This window comes from Mycobacterium neumannii (assembly GCF_002245615.1).
Lineage (GTDB): Bacteria > Actinomycetota > Actinomycetes > Mycobacteriales > Mycobacteriaceae > Mycobacterium > Mycobacterium neumannii_A.
Genome location: NZ_NKCO01000036.1, coordinates 1 through 19815, shown reverse-complemented (window position 1 = coordinate 19815; position 19815 = coordinate 1). Strand labels below are relative to the sequence as shown.

Annotated in this window: 22 protein-coding genes; 6 read left to right on the top strand and 16 right to left on the bottom strand. The window is 67.0% G+C overall.

The annotated features are described in order from the left end of the window. Both CEX88_RS25125 and CEX88_RS25120 read right to left on the bottom strand, forming a co-directional pair. Positions 1-499 (bottom strand): DUF222 domain-containing protein (locus tag CEX88_RS25125; RefSeq protein ID WP_141209855.1); only part of this gene is annotated, 499 nt, incomplete at its 3' end. Positions 500-565: 66 nt separating this feature from the next. Further along, on the bottom strand, positions 566-1771 hold the full coding sequence (locus CEX88_RS25120) for a glycosyltransferase family 4 protein (RefSeq protein ID WP_094295558.1): 1206 nt from the start codon (positions 1769-1771) through the stop codon (positions 566-568). 131 nt (positions 1772-1902) lie between these two features. Between CEX88_RS25120 and CEX88_RS25115 the strand changes: the two genes are divergently transcribed. Then, a complete protein-coding gene (locus CEX88_RS25115; protein WP_094295557.1) occupies positions 1903-2571 on the top strand; it encodes a DsbA family protein in 669 nt (222 codons plus the stop codon). 3 nt (positions 2572-2574) lie between these two features. Here the strand turns inward: CEX88_RS25115 and CEX88_RS25110 are convergent, their stop codons facing one another. The 3 genes from CEX88_RS25110 to CEX88_RS25100 form a co-directional block, all read right to left on the bottom strand. Then, on the bottom strand, positions 2575-3114 hold the full coding sequence (locus CEX88_RS25110) for a DUF3592 domain-containing protein (protein WP_094295556.1): 540 nt from the start codon (positions 3112-3114) through the stop codon (positions 2575-2577). 83 nt (positions 3115-3197) lie between these two features. Then, on the bottom strand, positions 3198-4847 hold the full coding sequence (gene menD / locus CEX88_RS25105) for a 2-succinyl-5-enolpyruvyl-6-hydroxy-3-cyclohexene-1-carboxylic-acid synthase (RefSeq protein WP_094295564.1): 1650 nt from the start codon (positions 4845-4847) through the stop codon (positions 3198-3200). A gap of 2 nt (positions 4848-4849) precedes the next feature. Next, the gene (locus CEX88_RS25100) at positions 4850-5632 is read right to left on the bottom strand and encodes an alpha/beta fold hydrolase (protein WP_066843201.1); all 783 of its coding nucleotides are present in this window, start codon (positions 5630-5632) and stop codon (positions 4850-4852) included. A gap of 126 nt (positions 5633-5758) precedes the next feature. On the opposite strand from CEX88_RS25100, the gene CEX88_RS25095 reads away from it, so the two are divergent. Beyond that, positions 5759-6958, top strand: coding sequence for an FAD-binding domain (locus CEX88_RS25095; RefSeq protein ID WP_094295562.1), 1200 nt, complete (start codon positions 5759-5761; stop codon positions 6956-6958). Next, on the top strand, positions 6955-7476 hold the full coding sequence (locus tag CEX88_RS25090; protein WP_094295555.1) for a MarR family winged helix-turn-helix transcriptional regulator: 522 nt from the start codon (positions 6955-6957) through the stop codon (positions 7474-7476). Before CEX88_RS25095 ends, CEX88_RS25090 begins: the two co-directional genes overlap by 4 nt. Before the next feature lie 12 nt (positions 7477-7488). Here CEX88_RS25090 and CEX88_RS25085 read toward each other — a convergent pair whose 3' ends face one another. From CEX88_RS25085 to CEX88_RS25060, 6 genes are all read right to left on the bottom strand, one after another. Beyond that, a complete protein-coding gene (locus CEX88_RS25085) occupies positions 7489-7989 on the bottom strand; it encodes a nitroreductase family deazaflavin-dependent oxidoreductase (RefSeq protein ID WP_094295554.1) in 501 nt (166 codons plus the stop codon). A 39-nt stretch (positions 7990-8028) separates the two neighbouring features. Beyond that, positions 8029-8754 carry a DJ-1/PfpI family protein gene (locus tag CEX88_RS25080; protein WP_094295553.1) on the bottom strand — a complete coding sequence of 242 codons (726 nt, stop codon included), beginning with the start codon at positions 8752-8754 and terminating at the stop codon, positions 8029-8031. A 15-nt stretch (positions 8755-8769) separates the two neighbouring features. Next, positions 8770-9729, bottom strand: coding sequence for a GlxA family transcriptional regulator (locus CEX88_RS25075; protein WP_202931642.1), 960 nt, complete (start codon positions 9727-9729; stop codon positions 8770-8772). Positions 9730-9805: 76 nt separating this feature from the next. After that, positions 9806-10393, bottom strand: coding sequence for a TetR/AcrR family transcriptional regulator (locus tag CEX88_RS25070; RefSeq protein ID WP_066843183.1), 588 nt, complete (start codon positions 10391-10393; stop codon positions 9806-9808). A gap of 9 nt (positions 10394-10402) precedes the next feature. Next, a complete protein-coding gene (locus CEX88_RS25065; RefSeq protein WP_094295552.1) occupies positions 10403-11371 on the bottom strand; it encodes an oxygenase MpaB family protein in 969 nt (322 codons plus the stop codon). Between the two features lie 42 nt (positions 11372-11413). Next, entirely contained in the window at positions 11414-12370 is a 957-nt protein-coding gene (locus CEX88_RS25060; RefSeq protein WP_420799247.1) for an o-succinylbenzoate synthase, read from the bottom strand. Positions 12371-12470: 100 nt separating this feature from the next. On the opposite strand from CEX88_RS25060, the gene CEX88_RS25055 reads away from it, so the two are divergent. Both CEX88_RS25055 and CEX88_RS25050 read left to right on the top strand, forming a co-directional pair. Then, positions 12471-12953: a TspO/MBR family protein gene (locus CEX88_RS25055; protein ID WP_094295560.1), complete on the top strand. Its 483-nt coding sequence runs from the start codon at positions 12471-12473 to the stop codon at positions 12951-12953. Then, entirely contained in the window at positions 12953-13576 is a 624-nt protein-coding gene (locus CEX88_RS25050) for an SOUL family heme-binding protein (RefSeq protein ID WP_094295550.1), read from the top strand. The genes CEX88_RS25055 and CEX88_RS25050 overlap by 1 nt, the downstream gene beginning before the upstream one ends. Here CEX88_RS25050 and CEX88_RS25045 read toward each other — a convergent pair. From CEX88_RS25045 to CEX88_RS25035, 3 genes are all read right to left on the bottom strand, one after another. Continuing rightward, positions 13573-15153: a long-chain-fatty-acid--CoA ligase gene (locus CEX88_RS25045; protein ID WP_094295549.1), complete on the bottom strand. Its 1581-nt coding sequence runs from the start codon at positions 15151-15153 to the stop codon at positions 13573-13575. The two genes, CEX88_RS25050 and CEX88_RS25045, sit on opposite strands and share 4 nt — an antisense overlap. Before the next feature lie 30 nt (positions 15154-15183). Further along, positions 15184-16488, bottom strand: a complete 1305-nt coding sequence (locus CEX88_RS25040; RefSeq protein WP_094295548.1) for a YhgE/Pip domain-containing protein — start codon at positions 16486-16488, stop codon at positions 15184-15186. 76 nt (positions 16489-16564) lie between these two features. Continuing rightward, on the bottom strand, positions 16565-18163 hold the full coding sequence (locus CEX88_RS25035) for an amidohydrolase (RefSeq protein ID WP_094295547.1): 1599 nt from the start codon (positions 18161-18163) through the stop codon (positions 16565-16567). A 352-nt stretch (positions 18164-18515) separates the two neighbouring features. Between CEX88_RS25035 and CEX88_RS25030 the strand changes: the two genes are divergently transcribed. Next, positions 18516-18974, top strand: a complete 459-nt coding sequence (locus CEX88_RS25030) for a YciI family protein (protein ID WP_094295559.1) — start codon at positions 18516-18518, stop codon at positions 18972-18974. Positions 18975-19036: 62 nt separating this feature from the next. On the opposite strand, the gene CEX88_RS25025 is transcribed toward CEX88_RS25030, so the two are convergent. Next, positions 19037-19504, bottom strand: a complete 468-nt coding sequence (locus CEX88_RS25025; protein ID WP_094295546.1) for a hypothetical protein — start codon at positions 19502-19504, stop codon at positions 19037-19039. Positions 19505-19517: 13 nt separating this feature from the next. Beyond that, on the bottom strand, positions 19518-19815 hold a 298-nt coding region (locus tag CEX88_RS26195), incomplete at its 5' end, for a hypothetical protein (RefSeq protein WP_202931641.1).

The following is a 19815-nucleotide window of genomic DNA, read 5'->3' as shown; positions in this document are numbered from 1 at the left end:
CGCCGACCGCCGTGCGGACCAGGTCGACCTCGAACTGCTCGCGGGTGGCCGCATCGACGAATCCGGGCAACCTGTCAACGGCCTTGCGGATGACGTCCACATGCTCGCCGTTGATCAGCCCATGAGCTTGCGCGACAGCCGTCGCGGGCAACGCCGGCGGCAGCGACGGCCCGGTCAACCCCTGACGCGGCGCCAGCAGGGCAGCTTCGGTCAGGCGCCGGTTGGCCTCGGTGGTCGAGATCCGCCAGCGGACCCTCAACACCTCTTTCCACGATTTCGCACCCATCTGTTGCGGCGTCGCCTCGACCTGCAGGCGGGCCAGCAAGCGGTGGCGCATCGCGGGCAGTTGGCACCCGAGAGCTTCGAGCTCATCAAGGGCCATGACGAGATCCTGGCGGGTCAGCAAGTCGACGTCACAGGCCGCCGCCTCCTCAAAGGCCGCACGCAACGCAGTCACCGCGGCCTGCAGGTCATCACCCGACACACTTCGAACATACATTCGACCCCCGACAAAAACGGGTCAGCCCGTCGGGCGCGCGCTCGGACACAACCCCAGGTCCGACGGTTACGCACTCTCGCTGGGGCGCGACCGTGCGCGAACTGCCGAATTTCCGCGGCGTGTCGGGTGCAGACGCGCACCGTCGCGGGAATGGGAAGGCCTGGATTCGGCGATCACGTCTCGGTAGTGGCCGAGGAGTTCGTCGCAGATCGCCGGCCAGGTGCGAGTCAGCACGCTGCGGCGCGCAGCGATCGAATACCGGTGCCGCTCGGCGATCAGATGCTCGACGGAATCGGGCAGGCGGGCCTCGAACTCGTCGACCGCCAGCAGCAATCCGGTGCGGTAGGGGGCGACGAGATCTCGCGGACCGCCGGCGTCCGGGGCGATGGCCGGCAGACCCGACGCCATCGCCTCCTGGACAGCCTGGCAGAAGGTCTCGTGCTCGCCGGAATGCACGAACACATCCATGCTGGCGTATGCGGCGGCCAGTTCCCCCCCGTACAGGGCGCCGGTGAAAACCGCTGAGGGAAGGAGGCTTTGAAGCTTGGTGCGGTCGATACCGTCACCGACGACGACCAGCTGCATATCGTCCCGGCGTGCGAGCACCGCCAGCCGTTCGACGTGCTTTTCCGGCGCGAGGCGACCGACGAACCCAACGATCGGCTTACCGTCGGGCGACCACCGGCGTCGCAGCGCGTCGTCGCGCGCCGACGGCACGAACCCGGTGATGTCGACGCCCCGCGCCCATTTGTGCACACGCGGAATACCGTGCGCCGTCAGGCCTTCCATCGCGGCAGTGGACGGCGCGAGGGTCCGGTCGGCTCGGCTGTGCAGATGCCGTGTCCACGCCCACGCGGCGCGGGAGGTGAAGCCGACGCCATAGCTCTCGGCGAATCCGGCGACGTCGGTCTGGAATACGGCCACGGTCGGGATACCGAGGTGGCGCGCGGCGTGCAGGCCGCCGTACCCGAGCAATGCGGGTGACGCCAGGTGCACGATGTCGGGCTCGAATCCCCGTAGCACACCGACGATCCGGGGCCTGGGTACGCCGAGGGGCAGTGAGGTGATCTTCGGAAACATCCGCGAGGGCACGCGGTGGACACGGACGCCGTCGTGCACGCGTTCGGCGGGCGGTTCGCCGCGCGGTGTGTCGGGAGCGATGACGAGGGCTTCGTGTCCGGTGCGGCGCAGATGCTCGATCACCCGCAGGACCGAGTTGGTGACGCCGTTGACATTCGGGAGGAACGACTCTGCGACGATTGCCACGCGCACGACCGAATCGTCTCAGCGGAGCCTGTCGCCAAGGTTGCGGCCAGGAATATGGCACGCGAAAAGCTGGTGCGCCAACGGGTGCTGCGGCGCCTTCCCGTCGAGTATCGTGCGTCCAGAGAAAGGCGGTTGACATGCGGTTCTCGCGGGCATTGGCGGTCTTGGCCCTCACCCTGCTCGCCGCCGTCGGCTGCACCAACCATGTCGCAGGCACCGCCAAGCGCGATCCCGCCCAGGCCCCGCTGAAGGTCAGCGAAGACGGTTTCGGAGTGGTGGCCGGATTCGACGACGCACCGGTCAAGATCGAGATCTTCACCGAGCCGCAATGCACCCATTGCGCGGACCTACAAGCCGATTTCGGAAATCAGCTCGCCTACTACATCGGCGTCGGCCAACTCAACGTCACGTACCGGCCGCTGATCTTCCTCGACGAGGCGACCGACGGCCACTCGTCGCGGGTGAGCAATGCGCTGTTCCTCGCCACCGGTAGCGGCGCGACCGGCACCCAGTTCCAGCGGTTCGTCGAAGAGCTGTGGGCCAACCAGGATCCGGGCGGGCGGGGCCCGAGCGACGACGAGATGGCCGACATGGCCAGCGCGGCCGGCATGCCCGACAAGGCCGTGAAGCGGGTTGCCAGTGGCGGATCCGCGGTGAACATCGTCGAGATGGACGAGAGCAACTTCGGCTTTCTGTTCGACGTCGATCCCTTGGCCACCGGCACGCCGACCGTCTACGACCTGGTCGCCGGCGAGAAGGTCGACATCTACGACAACGACTGGCTCGACAAGCTGATTCAGTCCTGATCGTCAACTCGCGCTTGACAGCTCGGCTTCCCGATCCGAAGTCGGACGCGGTGAGGTTCTGCGCTCGATCAGCGTCAGACCGGCCAGTGCGGCACTGGCGATCAGCCAGCCGACTACCGCGATCGAACTCGCCGGGATGATGGCCAACGCTGCGTTGCGGTGCTGCACGCGAACGAGATCCGGGTCGTTCGTGTCGTATTCGACGTAGATGTTCATCCCCGTCTCGAGCTCTGACGGATAGAGCACACCGAGTTCGGGACGGTAGGTGACGCGGTCGGGGGTGACGAACTCGATCGTCGACCGCCGGGGTCCGGCGTCGAGCACCTCAGCGGCGGCGACGCCCATGTGCCGCTCGATCTGGCGGTCATTGCGCCATGCGCCCAACACCATCAGCACCGACTGCAGGGTTACCAGGCATGCCGCGATAACGATGCCGACGCGGATGCGGCGGAACACTCGCTGACGGCGCGACTCGTCCGGGTCGGCGGTCAGCCGGGGCAGGAATCTGCGCGTCCACAGGATCGGTTTCCGTAGGCGGTCCATGGCGGTCCGTCTCAACCCGGTCACCCGGCTCACAGAAGCTGAATCGTTCGCTCCGCTCACAGAAGCTGAATCGTTCGCTCCGCTCACAGGGCAGCCTTGATCGACGCGTGCAGCGCCCGCAGCGACGACCGGTCGGCCTTCACCTCCAGCACCCGCATCCCGTCGTGGGGTTCGTCGAGCGCGTCGGCCAGATCGTCGGCCTCGAGTTGCCGGCTCTCGACGTGGTACGCCCGGCAGAGCGCGCCCACGTCGACATCGTGGGGGGTGCCGAAGATCCGCGACGACACGTCGGAGAACCGTGGGTCACCCTGTTCGAGCAGTTCGAAGATGCCGCCGCCGTTGTCGTTGGACACCACGATGGTCAAGTTGCGCGGCGTCGGCTCCGTCGGCCCGATCAACAACCCCGAGCTGTCGTGGACGAACGTCAGATCACCGAGCAGCGCGATCGTGCGGTTCGACCCGCTCCCCCCACCGGCGCGCTCGTGGGCGAGCGCGGCCCCGATGGCCGTCGACACCGTCCCGTCGATACCCGCGACACCGCGGTTCGAGCGCACCTTGACCCCGTGGGTGTCCAGGCCGACCAGCGCGGCGTCACGCACCGGGTTCGACGCCCCCAGCACCAGCTGGTCACCGGGCCGCACGGCGTCGGCCACCGCGGCGGCCACGTGCAGCCCGGTCTTGAGCGGGTGGGCCCGCAACTGGGAATGGACCGCCTCCATCGCGTGCCGGTGTACCTCGGCGCACCTGGCGAGCCACGCCGGGTCCGGTGCGCCCGTGGTGACCGCGCGGGTGCCGGTCGCTTGGGAGTTGCCCGACACGTCGGGCCAGCGCGGACCCGTGGTCAGCGCATACACCGGCACCGACGGGTCGGCCAGCAGCGCCGAGACCGGCCGGTGCAATGTCGGCCGGCCGAGCATGATGACCTGTTTGGGCCGCATCAGCCGCAGCGCGAAGGGGTGCAGCGGGTTGTCGGCGGGTGGCGCGGTCGGCTCCGCGACGGTCGGCAGGGCGGCCAGGTTCGGATGCTCGCCCGCGCCGTGCCCGGCGATCACGACGGTGTCGGGCGTCAGGTCGATGTCGAGCGGCTGGTCGAAGGACACCGGCGGTGTGTACGTCCACGGCTTGCCGCCGGGCCTGCCCTGCGGCACGTAGGTCACCGTCTCGTCGGCATCGGGCACGAGCGGCTCCCGCAGCGGGATGTCGAACTGCACGGGGCCCGCGTTGGCGGACCGAGAACCCTTCGCCGCCACCAGGATTCGACATACCGCCGAACGCCACTGCGCGTTGAGCACGTCGAGGTGTTCCGGGGATTCCTCGGCTAGGCCCAGGCTGATCGATGCCCGAACCTGCGTGCCGAAATATCCCAGCTGCTCGAAGGTCTGGTTCGCGCCGGTGCCCAGAAGTTCGTAGGGGCGGTTCGCGCTCAGCACGACCAGCGGCACCCGCGCGTAGTTGGCCTCCACCACCGCGGGTCCGAGGTTGGCCACCGCGGTCCCCGACGTCATCGCGATGCAGACCGGGGCGCGCTCGGCGATCGCCAACCCGATGGCCAGAAAGCCCGCCGTGCGCTCGTCGATGCGGACGTGCAGCCGAAGCCGTCCTGCGCGGTCGGCGTCCTGTAACGCGAAGGCCAGCGGGGCGTTGCGCGATCCGGGGCACAACACGACGTCCCGTACGCCGCCGCGAATCAGTTCGTCGACGACCACGCGGGCCTGCGCGGTCGAGGGGTTCACCACTACAGCTTATCGGCGAAGAAATCGAGCGCCGCCTTGTTGATCGCCTCGGGATGCTCGAGGAAGCCGAGGTGGCCGGCGTCGGGAATCTCCAGGTAGCGGCCCTTCGGGATCGCGTCGGCGACCTCCCGGCTCAGGTGCGGGGGCAACACCAGGTCGTCGGCGAACCCGATGACCAGTGTGGGCGCCGTAATACTTCGGTAAGCAGGCAGCCGGTTGCCCTGCGGCCGAACCTCGATCTGCGCGCGCCCGCCGGGTGTGGGCTTGGTGGGCCACATGACGAACATGTCGATCCAGTCGCGGACCTTGGCGTCGTCGTTGAGCGTCTTGGGCGAGAAATTCTCCAGCAGGCGGATTTTCGCGTCGTACATGGGGGGCAGCTCAATTCCAGAGTCGATTAACTCGCGCTCGGCGCTGCGGAAGAATTCGCGGGTGCGGTCCTCGCGGCCGCGGGTGGCCATCAGCACCGCCCGGTCGACCAGGTCGGGCCGGGCCACCATCAGTTCCTGGGCGATGTATGAGCCCATCGACACCGACACGATGCGCACCGGCGCAGCGTCGAGCTTCTCGATCAGCGCCGCCGTGTCGGCCACCATCGTCTCGGTGGTGAAGCCGGTGGCGTTCTCTGTGGCGCCCACCCCGCGGTTGTCGAATGTGATGCAGCGGTAACCGGCGCGCTGGAATTCGGGCACCTGATGCAGGTGCCAGGTTCGGCCCGCACCGCCGTGACCGGCGATGAACAGTACCGATGGGCCGCTACCGCGATCGTCGAAGGCCAAATTCACCCGAACGACGCTACTCAAGTCCGCGAGCCTAGGCGCGGTCCGGGTCTTCGGCAGATCGTGCGTCTCGCATGACATGCGCATAGCATGAATACCTGCACCCTCGATGACTTCGAGGAGGAAGACGAAATGAAGATCGCAATCAGCGGCGCCGGTGTCGCCGGACCCGCATTCGCCCACTGGATGGTGCGCGCCGGCCACGACGTCACCCTGATCGAGAAGGCGCCGACCTTTCGCACCGGCGGCTATCTGATCGACTTCTGGGGCCTCGGCTACGCCATCACCCAGAAGATGGGTATCGAGGACGACCTCCATGCGGCCGGCTATCGCGTACGCGAACTGCGCATCGTCGACGACAACGGCCGGGCGTCGGCCCGGCTTCGGGTCGATCCCCTGCGCCGTGCGTTGCGCGACCGCTACATCAGCCTGCCCCGCGGCGACCTGGCGGCTGCGATCTATCGGACCGTCGAGCACGACATCGAGACCGTTAACTCCGAGAGCATCACCGCACTCGACAACCGTGCCGACGGCGTTACGGTCGCGTTCGAACACCGCCCACCACGGCAATTCGATATGGTGATCGGCGCGGACGGGTTGCACTCCAACGTCCGGGCGCTGGCCCTCGGACCGGATGCGCGTTATGAGCACTATCTCGGCTGCCAGGTCGCGGCGTGCGTGCTCGACGGTTACCGACCGTGCGACGATCTAGTGTACGTGACGCACAACGTGCCCGACCGTCAGATCGGCAGGTTCACACTGCGCGGTGACCGCACCCTGGTGCTGTTCATTTTCCGCTCGCCGACACCCACCCTGCCCACAGACCTCGATTCCTGTAAAGTGTTGCTGCGCAGGGAGTTCGCCGACACCGGTTGGGAATCTGCCCGGATTCTCGAGGCCCTCGACGGCGTGGACGATATCTATCTCGACGTGGTCAGCCAGATCCGCATGGACAAATGGTCGACCGGCCGCGTCGGGCTGATCGGCGACGCGGCGGCGTGTGTCTCGCTGTTGGCGGGCGAGGGCACCGGGTTGGCCATCGCCGAGGCTTACGTCCTCGCCGGTGAGCTGACCCGGGCGGGCGACGACATCGGGGCCGCGTTCGAAGCGTACGAGAACCGGTTGCGCGGCTTCATCGGCGCCAAACAGGACGGCGCGCAACGGTTCATCTCCTTCTTCGCGACCCGGACCAAGCTCGGTATCTGGCTGCGCAACTTGGCGGTACGCACCTTCGACATTCCGCCGGTCGGGAACCTGGTGATGGGCCGGATCCTGCGCGACGACATCGTCCTGCCAGAATACGAGCTGCCCGATACGAAGCCGCGACGATGACACACGCCGGCACGGGGTCGAATACCGTTGCGGGACGGGAGGAAGCGGTGCCGTCGACCAAGCGGGCCGTCGAGGCCAAACTGTCGGAACTCGAGCGCGCGACCCGCGGGCTACTCGCGCTGAACGTATCCGCGCTCGAGCAGATGGAGCAACGCATCGGGCTCGCGCCGCTGCGCGCGCTGCAGTCCCTGGAGCGGCTGGGCCCGAGCCTGGTCACCGCGTTGGGCGACGACCTGGGACTCCTGCCGTCCACCGCGAGCAGGCTCAGCGACCGCCTCGCCGATGCCGGTTACATCACCCGTCGGGTCGCTCCCGCCAACCGCCGCGCCACGCTGCTCGAGTTGACCGACGCGGGACGCGCGGTGCTCGACGAGCTGATAGGGCTGCGCGTCGAGGCGTTCGGCCCGGTGATCCGGCACATGACAGAGGCGGACATCGCGGCGCTGATGCAAGGCGCGGGCGCCTTCACCGCTGCCTACCAGGAGCTGACCGAGCGGTCACAGGCCGAGGGCCGCTGAGGCCGCGACGGGCTACGCCGCTTCGGTGAACGCGACGACCGGAATGCGCCGCTTTCCGGCGCGCTTCTCGTAGTCGGCGTAGTTCGGCACGAACTGTTTGGCCAGGTCGAACAGGCGGTCCCGTTCGGCGCCGGTGACCTCTTCGCCGATGAAGGTGCCCCGGTAGCCGCGTGCGGCCAGCGTGACCCGCGGATTGGCCTTGACGTTGTGAAACCACGCCGGATGCCGGTCGCCGCCGTAGTTGGAGGCGATGACGATCACACGGCCCGCGTCGGTGAAGTAGGTCAGCGGCGTACTGCGTTGTTGACCGGTCTTCGCGCCGGTGTGGGTCAGCAGCACCTCGGGCATCACCAGCGACATCGATACGCGGCCGTTGGTCAGGTTGATCACCGCGCGGTCCAGCCGCCATCCGATGCGGCGCAGAAACCACCTCGACGGCCCCAGTCCCATCAAACGGGCGCCCGCACGGATGAACGGTGTCGGCGGATCGGGTCGCACTTCAGGAATGCCCACCCCCGCGACGGTATCTCAGGCACGAACGCTCGCCGATCGCTAGCGCGCGGCGACCGCCTTCCCACGGACCCGTTGCACAGCGGCGTTCCAAAGCAGCGCCATCGTCGAGGCGAGCTGTCCCTGTTTGACGACGTCGCGGCTCAGCAGCGCCGATGCCGTCGCCTTGGTGGCGGCCGACGCCTTCGACAGGTGCCCGGAGTCGTAGGGCGGCTGCGGGTCGTATTCGATGACGAGCTGCACCGCCTTGGCCTTCGCGTCTCCGGCGATCTGCCCGTAGAGCCACAGTCCGAGGTCGATTCCCGCCGACACCCCCGCGGCGGTGACGATCTTGCCCTCGTGCACCACGCGTTCGTCGGAGACCGTGTCGACGCCGAACGGCTTGAGCATCGGCAGCGCCAGCCAGTGCGACGTCGCGCGGCGGCCGTCGAGCAGACCCGCCGCGGCGAGGATGACCGAACCCGAGCACACCGACGTCGTCCACGTCGACGTCTCGTGGGCCGTGTGCAGCCAGTCGAGCACCTTGTCGTCGCGGGCGTGCTCGAAGCTCGACACCCCGCCGGGGATCAGGATGATGTCGGGCGAGGGCGTCTCGTCTAACGAATGGGTGGCGCCGATGAGCAGCACGCCCGAGTCGGCCTCGATCGGCCCGGGTTCATGCCATACGAACCGCACCTCGGCGCCGGGTAGGTTGCGCAGCACCTCGTAGGGTCCGATGAAGTCGAGCGCGGTGTAGCCGGGGTACACCATGATCGCGATCTGGGTCATGTGTGGTCTCCTGTCTCAGGCGAAGGTCTTGCGATACTGGTCGGGTGAAATATCAAGGCGGCGAACGAAGTTGCGCCGTAGCGACTCGGCGCTGCCGAACCCGCAACGCGCGGCGATGACGGTGACGGTGTCGTCGGTCTCCTCGAGCTGGCGGCGCGCGGCTTCGGTGCGGATCCGCTCGACGTAGGCGCCGGGCGCCTCCCCCACCTCCTCGGTGAACAACCGGGTGAAGTGACGCGGGCTCATCGCCGCGCGGCGAGCCAATTCCGTGATGCTGTGCACGCCACCGGGTTCGGTCTCGATGGCTTCCTGCACCTCGCGGATGGGCGCTTTCTTGGCGCGTGGCATCCACACCGGCGCGGCGAACTGCGTCTGCCCGCCCGGCCTGCGCAGGTACATGACGAGCCAGCGCGCGACCGTCTGCGCGGCATCGGTGCCGTGGTCGTCCTCGACGAGCGACAGTGCGAGGTCGATGCCCGCGGTGACACCGGCCGCGGTCCATATCCGCTCGTTGCTGCGCACGAAGATCGGCTCGGGATCGACTGTCACCGTCGGGAATTCACGCGCCAACTGTTCGGTGAAGGCCCAGTGCGTGGTGGCGGTGCAGCCGTCGAGCAGACCGGCCTCGGCGGCGAGGAACGCGCCGGTGCACACGGTGACGACCCGTCGGGAATTCTGCGCGACGGTCTGGATCCAGTTGACCAGGTCGAGGTTGGTCTTGGCGTCGTGAACCCCGATGCCGCCGGGAAGGACGAGGGTGTCGATCGGTTCGCGCGGGTCCGGCAGCGGTTGGGCGACAAGCGCGAGACCCGTGCCGGTGGTCGCGGGTTCGCCGTCGAGGGTCACCACCTTGGCGTCGTAACCCTCGCGACCCTTGTCCTGCAGATATCGGGACGCTCCCGTGAACACCTCGAAGGGACCGACCAGGTCGAGAGCCTGTACACCGGCAAAACCGAGGATCACCACCGATCGCATGAACCCAGTGTTGGCTACCGGGCCGATGGCGTCTAGGCCCTGCACCCCACAGATCAGGACATCGACGGCCGGTGGATCACCACACCAGCGGGGCGAGGTGTTTGAGCGCGTAGGTGCGGACCGCGTCATCGTCGGTGACGTCGAGCACCGGTGTGCGTACCTGGGCCAGCGATGCGGCCAGCCGGATGTGCATCTCGCTGACCGCCAGCAGGTCGTCGTCGGGCATGGTCGCGCCCGCGGCCCTCAGCGCCCGGGCCATGGCCGCGGACGCGCTCTCGAGGAACTCCTGGGCTTCGTCGTACATGCCCGACATTGCCGACAGGTCACCGTCGAGCCGCAGGAACCGACGCATGACCGGTTCGGCGGTCAGCAGCCGCAGGCCCTCGCAGAACGCTGCGACGGCAGCCTCTTTCGCGCCGGAGTCGATGCCGACGGTCTGCAGACGTGCCATCGCGAAATCAAATGTCTGCCTTCCGAGTTCGGTGATCAACACGTCGCGGCTCGGAAAGCGGCGATACAACGTGCTGCGGCTGACGCCTGCTTGCCGCGCGATGACGTCCATGCTGGCCCTGCCGACGCCGACGAGCGCCACCTCCTCGGCGGCCGCCTTGAGGATCGCCGCCTCCTGTTCGGTGCGGCTGTCGGTGTTGCGGACCCGTCGCATCGGTCTAGGTTAGGCCTGCCGACCGGCCGGGCACGCCGCAGGCGTGGCGAACGAGTCCAGGCCGACCGAGCGGTGAAACCGGACCAGCTTCTCGTACTCCAAACGGTTGCGCGCCAAAGGAATCAACGTCAGCTTCTCCGGCAGCACCCGCCACGCCAGCTGCAGCACGCGGGTGTACACCTCGAATTCCCGATCGTGGCGATCCTCCCAGCGGAACCCCGTCAGCTCACGAACTCCGGGGTGCATGATCCCGAACGAGCAGATCTTGACGATCCGGCCGACCACCGGACGCGCGAGCAGCCACGGCGGGGTCAACGCGCGCCGCATCGCCGGTGGGATCAACAAGGTGGGCAGGGGGAGCTTGGTCAGGTCGTCGGTGACGCGCCTGAGGAATTCGTTGTCGGCGAGTTGGGTTTCGACCATGGCGTCGTAGTACCGCACGGCTTCGCCGTAACTGGCGGGCAGTTTGGCGTTGTTGCCAGGAAGCTCGAGAGAGCCGAAGGCCTCGAGCAACTGCTCGTATGCGGCCTCCTTCTCGGCCGAGGTCATGGTGATGCCGGTGCACGGGGTGAACGAGTTCAGCACCATGAACATCCCGCTGACGGCGATCCAGTTCCACAGCCGCGGGTCGAGAGCGCTGTACCGCACGTCGGCGAAGCTCCCGTCCCCGCGGCCGCGGACTTCCCGGTGCATCCGCTTGAGCCGCTCCCCCTCGGCGGCGCGGTCGTGCGGGTCGCCCCAGATCGCGAGGAACGCCGAGAACCCACTTCGCACCCCTCGATCGGCGAAGTTGGCCGCGAATCGACCGGTCTTGTCGACGGCCGCCGCCACCGGCACCAACGCGACCTCGTCGAATGCGGCGGCGCCGAAAAACCCGCCGAACGCGCTGCCGCTGTGTTTGCGGAACTCGCGCATGACCTTCGGGCGCACGTCGCCGGCGGCCTGGTGGACATGGTGAGCTTCGGCCGTCTGGATCATGTCGCCTCCGATGCGAGTTGACACAAAGACTAATGATTTGTGTCAACGTGTCAACGGATGGCAGGCACGCACCCTGTCGACCCACCATCGGCGGCGCTCGGCAGGAGCGGCCAGCGCCGAAAGCCGCGCCGGATCGGGGACCGCCGGACCGATCGATAGGTATCCGTCGTGCGGGGGAACGGGTTCGGCGACGTCCTCGGCGAACAACCCGCCGGTGCCCAGCCCGCAGGCGTGGCGCAGGTCCGGCAAGGCCGCGGCGGCCAGCAGACCGCGGCCGATGCCGACCGCCGAGTCCAGTGCGCTGGAGACGACGACGGGGATGTCGATCTGCGCGGCGATCTCGAGCAGTGCGCGCACACCGCCCAGCGGTGCGACCTTGAGCACCGCGACATCAGCTGCCTTCTCCCGCACCACCCGCAGGGGGTCGGCGGCCTTGCGGATGCTCTCGTCGGCGGCGATCGGGACGTCCACGCGGCGACGCAACTCGGCCAGTTCGGCCACCGTGGCACACGGCTGTTCCAGGTATTCCAGCGGTCCGTCGGCGGTCAGCGCCGCCGCCGCAGCGACCGCTTCCTCGACGCTCCAGCCTCCGTTGGCGTCGACCCGCACCGTCGGCACGATCGCCCGCACCGCGTTGACCCGCGCCGTGTCGTCGGCCAAGGTCTGCCCCGGCTCGGCGACCTTGACCTTCGCGGTGCGCGTACCGGGGAAGCGCGCCAACACCTCGGGCACCTGGGCGGCGTCGACGGCGGGCACGGTCGCGTTGATCGGGATCCGGTCGCGACGCACATGCGGCGATGGTTCATAGGCCGCCTCCAGCGCCGACGCCAGCCAGTGCGCCGCCTCCGGCGGCTCGTATTCGAGGAACGCACCGAACTCGCCCCACCCTGCCGGGCCCTCGATCAGCGCCACTTCGCGGACCGTGATGCCGCGAAAGCGCACCCGCATCGGGAGCGCGACCACGTGCATGCGGTCGAGGACGTCGTCGAGTTGTGGCATGCGCACCATCCTGCCGGTTGCGCACCGAGAGGTTTAACGCTCGCGAATCCGGCTACCTTTCAGTTGCTTAACTAATTGTGATTCGTCATAGGAGCACATGGTGCAACTGAAGACACTGGTCCCCTCGGCGCTGGCGGTGACGGCGACGGCGGTTGCCGGCGGCCTGGCCAGTAAGGACTCGCAGTCCCTCTGGTACGCGAAGCTGCGCAAGCCGCCGTATCAGCCACCGGCACAGGCCTTTCCGATCGTATGGCCCATCCTGTACACCGACATCGCCGTTACCTCGTCGGCAACGCTCGATGAGCTCGAGCGCCGTGGTCAGACCGAGGAACGTCGACGCTACCTCGCCGCTCTCGCGATCAACCTGGTGCTCAACGGCAGCTGGTCGTGGCTGTTCTTCAACCAGGGCAAGCTCGCCACGTCGGCGGTGGCGGCGGGCGCACTGACGCTCAGCAGCGCCGACCTCACCCGACGCGCCGTGCAGGTGCGGGGCGCCCAGGCGGCGCCGCTGGCGTTGTATCCGCTGTGGTGTGCGTTCGCGACCGTGCTGTCGTCGCACATCTGGTTCCTGAATCGACGCTGATGCGGCTACTGGAGATCCCCCGCCAGGTCGCGGAGTCGGTGTTCTCGATGGTCGGGATCCGAGTGGGCACCGAAGAACCGCACTACCTGACCACGAAGCTCTCCGATCAGGTGGAGGTGCGCCGGTACGGCCCCCGGATCGCCGCCGAGACCACCGTGAGCGCCGACGAGGACCGCGCCAGAAACATCGGGTTCCGGCGCCTTGCCGGCTACATCTTCGGTGGCAACCACCGCGACGAGACGATCGCGATGACCGCACCGGTCAGCCAGCAAGCCCGCGAGAAGATCGCGATGACGGCGCCGGTCGCACAAGCCCACGACGGTGAGCACTCGACGATCCGCTTCTACATGCCGTCAAAGTGGACGATGGACACGTTGCCCACTCCGGACGACGATAAGGTGCGGTTGGTGGAGGTGCCGGGCGAAACGGTCGCGGTGCTGCGGTTCACCGGTGACCGTAGTCCGCGCGCGGTCGCCGAGCGCACGCGTGAGCTCTCGGCGACGCTGCGCGCCAACGGAATCGAGGCCGTCGGGCCGGCGCAGTCCTGGTTCTACGACCCGCCGTGGACACTGCCGTTCCGTCGGCGCAACGAGATCGCGATCCCGGTGCGGCCCGACGACTAGACGGTCGCGCGGTCGCGGCCCTCCCAGTACGGTTTGCGCAGTTCCTTCTTCAGGATCTTGCCCGTCGGATTGCGCGGCAACTCATCGGTGATGTCGACCGTCTTCGGGCACTTGTAGGCCGCGAGTCGTTCCCGGCACCACGCGATGAGGTCTTCCGGCGCTACCGAATCCTCGACCGACACAACGGCCTTGACCACCTCGCCCCACTTCTCATCGGGCACGCCGATCACCGCGACGTCGGTCACGGCGGGATGTTCGGCGATGACGCGCTCTACCTCGATGGAGTAGATGTTCTCGCCGCCGGAGATGATCATGTCCTTGAGACGGTCCTCGACGAAGATGTAACCGTCCTCGTCGATGCGGCCGATGTCTCCGGTGCGGAACCAGCCGTCGTCGGTGATCGCTTCTGCCGTTGCCTCGGGCTTGTTGTGGTAGCCCTTCATCAGTTGCGGTGTGCGGAACCACAATTCACCCTGCTCACCGGCCGGTACGTCGTTCAGTGTGTCCGGGTCGACCACGCGAACCTCGGCGCCGGGGATCACCCGTCCCGCGCTGACCAGCCGGTCCTCGGGACCGGAGCGGTGGTCGTCGGGCAGCAGCTGGCTGATCACCCCGCATACCTCGGTCAGCCCGTACACCTGGATGAAATCGGTTTCGGGCCAAGCCTGCAATGCCGCGCGCAGCAGCGGCAACGGCATCGGCGACGCACCGTACACGAAGGTCTTCAGTGCCCCGAACAACTTGACCGCATCCTCGCCGGACTCCAACACCTTGGCCAGCACCGCGGGAACCAGGAAGGTTCGGTTGGCGCCCTTGAGGATTGCGCCGGCCAGCGCGGCGCCGTCGACCTCGCGTGTCATGACCGTCGGCACACCGTCGTGAATGCCGAACTGCACGTAGGACGATCCTCCGACGTGGAAGAGCGGCATCGACACCATGCTCTTGTCGCCTTCGTCGAAGCCCCAGCCGTTGTGCGCGTTGATGGTGTGCGCGATCAGGTTGGCCTGGGTGATCTGCACACCCTTCGGGCGCCCCGTCGTCCCTGAGGAGTACATGATGATCGCGACGTCGTCGGGTTCTACGTCGTCGCTGCGGTTGACCGGTGTCGCGTCGGCGAGCATCGCCTCGTACTCGTCACCGTCACCGCCACCGCCCTCGGGTGTCACCTCGATGAGGTGTTCGACGTTGGTGAGCTTGCCGCGGATCTTCTCGATCGTCGGCTTCAACTCCGTGCCCACGATCAACAGCTTGGCTCCCGAGTCGGCGAGCACGTAGTCGATCTCATCGGCGGCCAGCCGAAAGTTGATGATCGCGGTCGCGGCGCCCAGCGACGCTGCGGCGATGGTCAACTCGACGCAGGCCGGGTGGTTCTTGTCGAGGAAGGCCACCACGTCGCCGCGTTGGACGCCGCGCTGCTGTAGTGCACCCGCCAGGCGGCGCACCCGCTCGTTCCATTCCGACCATGTCCAGCTGCGGTCGAGGAAGGTCATCGCCTCGGCGTCGGGTTTGGTCTCGGCCCAGTGCGCGAGCCGTTCGTCGAGAAAGTGCGGGTCATGCCGGTCAGTGAGGTCAGACATGGATCGAGCGTGCCATGACACGCTCAAGAGTCAGTCGAGATTGCCCGAGTTCGGTGTCACGGCCTCCCCCGGGGCATGCGCCCGGCGCAGCCCCCGGCGGTCGTAGAAGCGGGTGACGGACACACCGATGGTCAGGCCGATGGCTAGGCCGACGGTCGTCATCACGAGTGCATGAGTGAGTCCTGCGTCCGCGCGCCCGTCGAAGTAGAGCAGCGCACGAGCGCCGAGAAAGACTTGGTGCATCGGCTCAAATCTCGCTAATACTCCGAAGATCGACGGTGCTGCCTCTAGGGGGATGGTCGCGCCGTTGGACGGCAGACCCAGCATCACGAATATGAAGAGGTTGACGAGCAGACCCATCGAACCCAGTGCGGCGATCAGCGAAGTAGCGGTGATTCCGACCGCGGTGATAGTGAACGCACCGTACAGCCACAGAGTCCACACGTTGGGCACCGGCATGCCCAAGGCGGCCCCGATAGCGATGTATATCGCTGAGGTGAGAGCCGCGAGTATCACCATGAAGAGCCACTTGACCAGAAGCGTCTGGAAGCGGGAGATTTTCACCTGTTCGGCGAACCGGTAGACCGGGCCCATCTCGGCGGGCACGAAACCCAACATGGAGTCGACCAGCGAACTGACGATGATGCTGCCGGTGAAGCCCGCGAGCAGCAACAGCAGCGCGTAGTAGAACGCCGATAGCCCATTGCCGGTACCGCTGGGCAGAGGGTCGGCGTCGTTCACCACGACGTTGATCGGACTCGACAGAGCCAACGACACCCCACCCGGCAACGGCGCGCCGGCCTCACGCACTACCTGGGTGGACAACTTCTGCCCCAACCCCGCATTGATTTCACGAACGGCCTTACCCAACGCCATTCCGGCGATGCTCGCACCAAGTTCGCTCGCGCGCGGATTGACCGTGATCGTGACAGTAGGGCGGGTCAGCGACCCGGGTCGCAAGGCGCCCGCACCGAGCTGGTCAACCTCGGCCGAAAAGTTCTGCGGGATTTGCACCTTGCCATAGATCTGCGCGGTGCCCAGTTGTCGATCGGCCTCCTCGGCGGAGACGACCCGTAAATCGAACTGTCCGCGGTCGAGGCCCGCGATCAGATCGTCGACGACCTGCCTACCGAGCGGACCGGCGTCGGCGTTGACGACAGCCAGAGGGAAATGTCGCAGGTTGGTCGTCGGATTGAGTATGCCGGCCAAATAGAGAGCTGCGAGCGCTGAAAATACCGTCAGCGCAATGACTATCGGTGACAACCAGAACCGCGGGGTGCGCAACGTCGCGAGCGGATCGGGAGCGGCGTGCCGAGCGTGAATTTGTGCCGACATCAGGGTATCCCTTCGGTCGTGCGGCTCGTCGGTGACCGCGCGGTCTCGGGTCGGTCCGTGGGTGTCGGTGTCCGCCTCATCCGCCGAATACCTGCCGACCTGCCAAGAACGTCGCCGTGATGTCGAGGTCCGCGATCTGCTCGGGGGGCACGGTGCGTGGGTCGGCCGACACCGTCACCATGTCGGCGTACTTGCCCACCTCCAGCGAGCCGATGACGTCGTCGGCGAACAACTGGTAGGCGGCGTCCAGAGTCTGCGCCCTGATGGCCGCCTCGACTGAGATCCGTTGTTCCGGGCCGACCACCCGTCCGCTCGGCGCCGTACGTGTCGCGGCGACACTGATATTGCGCAACGGCTCCTCCGGCGTGACGGGCGGATCGTTGTGCAGCGAGATCCGCATACCGGTGGCAACTGCGGACCCACATGGCATCCAACGACTTCCGTGTTCGACACCGAACAACCCATCGACGATGATGTCGCCCCAGTAGTGGATCTGATCGACAAAGATGCTGCAGGTGACGCCGAGATCGTGAGCACGCTGCAGCTGATCGTCTCGGATGGCGCCGACGTGCTCCAACCGGAGCCGGTGATCGTCGCGCGGCCAGCGCCGCAGCGCTTCCTCATAGACATCCAGAATTGTGTCGACCCCGGCGTCGCCCTGTACGTGACACGCCATCGGCCAGCCATTCGGAAAGTAGGCGTGCACGATCTCGGTGAGCTGTTCGCCGGTGTAGTTCGCGTGGCCGCAGGAGCCAGGTGCGACACCGATCGTGCGGGTGGCGTCGGTGTCGAGATACGGGAACGACAGATCGATATTGCCGATCCAGGGCGACCCGTCGACCCAGATCTTGATGCCGACCTGACGCAGAAGGTCGTCGCCGTTGGCTGGTGTCGCGTCTGTGGCCATCTGAGCGTTGGAGATCTCGTAGAGCCGCAACCGGACGGTCAGGTCGGCGCGCAGTTGCTCGACCACCGGACGGAAGACCGGATCGAACGCCATCTCCGAACACGTTGTCAGCCCCACGCTGTTCAGCCTGCGCAGTTCTGAGTGCAGCATCGCGGGGTAGTCGGCGGGATCGATAACTCCTGCCAGCAGGCTGAACACCGCTCCGGTCTCCTCGGCGGTGCCGTCGAGGTCACCGTTGACATCCCGGCCGTACCGGGCACCCTTGGGGTCGGGGGTGTCGCGGGTGAGCCCGAAGCGCTGGGCGGTAGCGCTGTTGAAGTAGGCCTTGTGCCCTGAGTTGTGCACGATCACCAAAGGGGTATCGGATGCGACGTCGTCGAGCCAGGCCAGCGTCGGCTCCGGTAATCCGGCCTGCAGCAGCGGATCCCAGCCGTTGAGGTACGCGCCCTCGCCACCACGTTTGGCGACCTCGGCCCGGATCGCGGCGACGACGTCGTCGGCGATCGGCAGCGTGACCGGCCGGATGTCGACCATGCGCTCGGACAACACAATGGCCTCCATCAGCGGATGACCGTGTGCCTCGACGAATCCGGGCATCACGCAACCGTCAACGTCGCGGGTCTCGGTGCCCGGACCGATCCAGCCATCGATCTCGTTGCGGCTACCGACCGCGACGATGCGGCCGTCGCTCACCGCGAGCGCCTCGGCAGTCGGCTGATTCTCGTCGACCGTCAGGACGGTTCCACGGATGACTAGGTCAGCGGGCATCGATGCTCCTCATGTCAGCCTTTGGGCTGCCCAGAAGCCGGTCAGCCCGAGGTCGGTCGACGTGACGTCGATCAGCCGGAGCGACTCTCGCCCAGCGGCGTTCGGGCCGTCACGCGCACGAGCACGACGCCGATGACGGTACCCAGTGGCGCCGCCGCCGAGTGGTGCTTCGTGAACATGGCGGTGCCCTTTTCCATCAGGGCGCGACACCACTGGCCCGATGATGAGGAATCTTTCGAAACTGCGATGAGAAAAGGTCGCATCGCGTGTCGAATTCAGTGGGAGCCCGTTCGACGTAGATGTGAGGGCGCGAATGCTCGCCCCGATAGAACAGACAGAAGGAGACGGAAAAATGGCACGGTACATGCTGATCATGCGAGTGAGCCCCGAAGCCGAGGCCGGATTCGCCGAGTCCGACATCGACTTCAGCGAGATCATCGAACAAATGGGCCGGTACAACGAGGAGCTGATCAAGGCCGGTGTGATGCTTGCCGGTGAGGGCCTGACCGGGCCGGAGGACGGCTTCGTCGTCGACTTCGACTCCGATCCGCCGGTGGTGACCGACGGCCCGTACACCGAGGCCAAGGAATTGTTCAACGGCTTCTGGATCATCGACGTCTCGTCGAAGGAGGAGGCCAAGCAGTGGGCCCAGAAGTGCCCCCTGGGGCCTGGTGTCAGGCTGGAGGTTCGGCTGATCGGCGAGACCGACCAGTTCCCGCAGGATAATCCCTGGATCCAGAAGGAGATCCAGTGGCGCGCTGACCTCGCTGAGAAGGCGGCGGAGCAGGCCCGCAAGGCCGCGGGCCGCTGATCCGGCTCGGCTTTCCATGAAGCAGCGCTGTTTCGCAATGGGGCAGCGCTGCTTCCCACTGCCTAAACGACTTTCGCCAAACTGAAGCCGGATTGATAAGTGGCCCCGGCCGGATCACCACAAGCCGCGGCGGTCTGGGTGTTGACCGCAGTGCCGTTCAATGTCGCCGCCTCCCACGAAAACACCACTGTGCCAGGGACAGTCGCATAATCATGGGGCGGCTTGCACCGGACCGCCTGGGCGTACTGGACAGTCATGTCCCAACGCCCGTTGTTCAGCAGGGCACGCCCGCCATACGGCACGACCCGCGGATCGGTGACGGGTGTGACGGCTACGTCGGCACATCCGGGACCGCAGGGCGTGATCACCCAGGTGTTGACTCGGCCGGTGTCGGACTCATAGCTGTAGGTACCGCTCAGCTCGCCCGGTGAAGGCGCAAGAGGCCCGTCGGCCCACGCGGTGCCTGCCGATCCGATCGCTACGCCGGCCGCCAGGATGATCGCCGCGGGCAGCTCGCGAGTGGTGGTCATGCCGTTCCTTTCATTACACATGTCCGGGCATGCCGCCGATTCCGCCGACGTGGCCCATCCCGCCCATACCACCGATACCGCCGATATGGCCCATCCCGCCCATACCGCCGATACCGCCCATACCGTCCATTCCCCCGATATGACCGATCCCGCCAAGGCCACCCGCCGGGTCCATACCGCCGATTCCGCCAAGGCCGCCCGCCGGCGCCATCGGTGGCGGGGCGATCGGCGCCATCGGTGGCGGGGCGATCGGCGCCATCGGTGGCGGGGCGATCGGCGGTGGGGCGATCTCGTGCTGACGTCTGACCCGG

Coding starts and splice junctions, on each gene's coding strand:
- CEX88_RS25115 (WP_094295557.1), top strand. CDS start 1,903: ATGCGGTTCTCGCGGGCATTGGCGGTCTTGGCCCTCACCCTGCTCGCC.
- CEX88_RS25110 (WP_094295556.1), bottom strand. CDS start 3,114: ATGGACCGCCTACGGAAACCGATCCTGTGGACGCGCAGATTCCTGCCC.
- CEX88_RS25095 (WP_094295562.1), top strand. CDS start 5,759: ATGAAGATCGCAATCAGCGGCGCCGGTGTCGCCGGACCCGCATTCGCC.
- CEX88_RS25090 (WP_094295555.1), top strand. CDS start 6,955: ATGACACACGCCGGCACGGGGTCGAATACCGTTGCGGGACGGGAGGAA.
- CEX88_RS25080 (WP_094295553.1), bottom strand. CDS start 8,754: ATGACCCAGATCGCGATCATGGTGTACCCCGGCTACACCGCGCTCGAC.
- CEX88_RS25075 (WP_202931642.1), bottom strand. CDS start 9,729: ATGCGATCGGTGGTGATCCTCGGTTTTGCCGGTGTACAGGCTCTCGAC.
- CEX88_RS25070 (WP_066843183.1), bottom strand. CDS start 10,393: ATGCGACGGGTCCGCAACACCGACAGCCGCACCGAACAGGAGGCGGCG.
- CEX88_RS25065 (WP_094295552.1), bottom strand. CDS start 11,371: ATGATCCAGACGGCCGAAGCTCACCATGTCCACCAGGCCGCCGGCGAC.
- CEX88_RS25060 (WP_420799247.1), bottom strand. CDS start 12,370: ATGCCACAACTCGACGACGTCCTCGACCGCATGCACGTGGTCGCGCTC.
- CEX88_RS25050 (WP_094295550.1), top strand. CDS start 12,953: ATGCGGCTACTGGAGATCCCCCGCCAGGTCGCGGAGTCGGTGTTCTCG.
- CEX88_RS25045 (WP_094295549.1), bottom strand. CDS start 15,153: ATGTCTGACCTCACTGACCGGCATGACCCGCACTTTCTCGACGAACGG.
- CEX88_RS25040 (WP_094295548.1), bottom strand. CDS start 16,488: ATGTCGGCACAAATTCACGCTCGGCACGCCGCTCCCGATCCGCTCGCG.
- CEX88_RS25035 (WP_094295547.1), bottom strand. CDS start 18,163: ATGCCCGCTGACCTAGTCATCCGTGGAACCGTCCTGACGGTCGACGAG.
- CEX88_RS25030 (WP_094295559.1), top strand. CDS start 18,516: ATGGCACGGTACATGCTGATCATGCGAGTGAGCCCCGAAGCCGAGGCC.
- CEX88_RS25025 (WP_094295546.1), bottom strand. CDS start 19,504: ATGACCACCACTCGCGAGCTGCCCGCGGCGATCATCCTGGCGGCCGGC.